This is a genomic window from Bradyrhizobium cenepequi (assembly GCF_020329485.1).
Classification (GTDB): domain Bacteria; phylum Pseudomonadota; class Alphaproteobacteria; order Rhizobiales; family Xanthobacteraceae; genus Bradyrhizobium; species Bradyrhizobium cenepequi.
Map to the genome: position 1 here is coordinate 1 of NZ_JAGKJI010000124.1, position 2,659 is coordinate 2,659.

General features: G+C 55.9%; 3 protein-coding genes. 2 read left to right on the forward strand and 1 reads right to left on the reverse strand.

From position 1 onward, the window contains the following. On the forward strand, positions 1–262 hold a 262-nt coding region (locus tag J6497_RS40375; protein WP_225709704.1), incomplete at its 5' end, for a transporter substrate-binding protein. A gap of 66 nt (positions 263–328) precedes the next feature. Here the strand turns inward: J6497_RS40375 and J6497_RS40380 are convergent. After that, positions 329–673: a DUF1993 family protein gene (locus J6497_RS40380; protein WP_225709705.1), complete on the reverse strand. Its 345-nt coding sequence runs from the start codon at positions 671–673 to the stop codon at positions 329–331. A gap of 183 nt (positions 674–856) precedes the next feature. Here J6497_RS40380 and J6497_RS40385 point away from each other — a divergent pair, with 183 nt between their 5' ends. After that, positions 857–2,260, forward strand: coding sequence for a cytochrome B6 (locus J6497_RS40385; protein ID WP_225709706.1), 1,404 nt, complete (start codon positions 857–859; stop codon positions 2,258–2,260). The last annotated feature ends 399 nt before the right edge of the window (positions 2,261–2,659 follow it).

The following is a 2,659-nucleotide window of genomic DNA, read 5'->3' on the forward strand; positions in this document are numbered from 1 at the left end:
CCGGCAAGCCATGTACGGTCAACGAATCAAGGCACCGAGCGGCTTCGAGGTTGTAATGAACACCAATCATCATCTTTCCAAGCCAGTCATGATAGGCAAAATAAATCCTTCCGGGACCTTTGATGTCATTTGGCAGTCAATCAATCCGATCCGAGCGGAAGCCTGGAGCAGGTACATCCCCGACAGCGCCAAGCGTACCGCGGATTGGACTTTTCCTTGGGTTTGCGGGGGGTGCATCGAGCCAAAATTCAAGGAATGGTGACGGTTCGATTGTTAGTGATCGGTCCTTCCATGGGCTCGAGAGCCTACACTGTGTTGTCTGTGACGGTTAGTCGCGCTTCCCGATCTTCGCTCCAAGGTGCCTGAGGATCGCGTGCGCAATCGAGATGTGGAAGAAGAAGTCGGGCAGCACCAGGTGCCGGATGTAGTCGTCGCCGCCGAACCAGCCGCGTACGATGGGCGGCGTCAGCTCGTACGTGTGGGACTGGGCGCCGCCAATCTCGTCCGGCTGCACGTTTTGCAGGGAGCCACGAGTCTCAAGAAGCCGTCCCTTCAATGCCGGATACATCATCGGGGTGTTGCGGGGCACTGGCGGGGCACGCTGCATCAGCTTCGCCATGTGCGCGTCGACCTTGTTGCAGCTTACGGAGAACTGTCCTCCGAAAGTCAGCATGAGAAAGCAACAGACCGTCTTAATCGATTGGCGGTTTGCGACGAGCGGCTTCGCGTATATCGGCTTCACCGGGAATTTACCGGCCTTGATTCACGTACCAGATGGATAACAGCTATGCTGGTTTGGTGTCGGGCATGACGAAAAACAGCGCGTCCTGTGAAGCTTGGCAGCAAGGAATATCGCATGCACCAGCGGAATAACGCAAAGCTTTGGGCTGGAATGGCGATCGCTATGGTGACTGCCGCCTTGGGCAGCGCGTATGCCCAGCAAGGTCCGCGCGGCGCATCGAGTTACGCGCCCGTCGACATCACCGAGCCGTTCGCCGCCATATTCTCCCGACTATCCAAGCAAAAGCCGTCGGTTATGCGGGATCACATGGCGCTTCTCAATGAGCGATACGATTTGAGCAACCGCCCCGCTGCTGGCATAACGATGGACCGGACCAAGCCCGTGCAGGAAGGAGTCCGCGTCAAGCTCGTTCCCGGGACGACGTGGGACAGCCTCGCCGTGACGGCACCGGAACAGATTCGCGACCGAAATCTGTTTCCTCCGGGTTTTATGCCTCTGCCGCATCCGAAGCATGAAGAAGGTGGCATGGTGTTTCCTCACACAGAGATCGACGAGATCAAACGCCACGAGGGCCGCGATCTGACACGCTTCGACGTCGACTTTGATATCCCGGACCACTTTCTTCCGGAATTTCCTCCGGCAATGTACCTCAATCAGCGTTCAGATCTGGGCGACATTTCCCAGGGCAAACTCGTCACGCTCGAGAATTATTATGAACTCTTCAATGGCATCATTAATCCGAAGCAGCTCGAAGGATTGCGCCTTCTACTTACGCCATTTCCACAGCAACAATTCAATCAGACCGAGGATCGCCGTTCCGAGCTGCCTAGCCGCGGCGTCGCGTGCTTTGATTGCCACACGAACGGCCACACCAACAAGGCGACGCATCTGGCGCCGGATGCTCGTCCGACCCAAACGCGTCATCGTATTGCCACCCCGACGCTCCGCGGCGTATTCGTTCAGCGCCTGTTCGGATCACAGCGCGCGCTCAAGACAGTCGAGGATTTTACCGAATTTGAGCAACGGGGGGCTTATTTCGACGGAGACGACGTCATAGCCGCAAAGAAAGGCGTGAACATTCTCGATCGCGGTCACCAGGTCAACATGATGGCGGAGTTCCAGGAGATGCTGGGGTTCCCGCCGGCGCCGAAGCTCGATCTGTTCGGAAAACTTGACCCGAGCAAAGCCACCAAAGCCGAGATGCACGGCCAAGAGATCTTTTTGGGGAAAGGCCGATGCGGAGCCTGCCACGCCGCTCCCTACTATACCGACAATATGATGCACGATTTGCAGACCGAACGCTTTTTCAAAGCGTCGATGATTGATGGACTTTATGAAACTGGGGACGGACCGGTGAAAACCTTCCCACTGCGCGGCATCAAGGACTCTCCTCCGTACATGCACGATGGTCGTCTGCTGACGCTGGATGACACAGTCGAATTCTTCAATTTGATCCTTGGCACCAAACTCGATGACAACGAGAAGCAGGATCTCGTCGCTTTCCTTCGAACCCTTTAGAGTCAATATCTAATTGCATCATCGTGCAGTTACATTTGGTCAACGCATTCCAATTGGCGTTTCGTGTTGAGACGTGGGTCATCGATTGGTCGACTGTGCACAAGTGCGTCCAAAGGACGACCATTTCTTGGATGTGCCTTTTGTAGGCTTTATACCGCCCTCTGGGAGCGCCGCGGTCGCAGCAATTGAACAAGAAGCCACAGCTCACACCTCTTGCGCTCTAGGTGGTGTGGACTCTGAGGGCTCCCTTTTTGGAGCAAATCAGATTCAAGGCTGCTTTTGGGGAAGCAGTCTCGGGTGTGATGGATCGGTTGGTTTTGAGCGATGCGGCGTGGGAGCGTACGCATCCAGCGACGGCCCCCGGTGTGTGTGTACCGAAAACCTTATCCGAGTTGATGA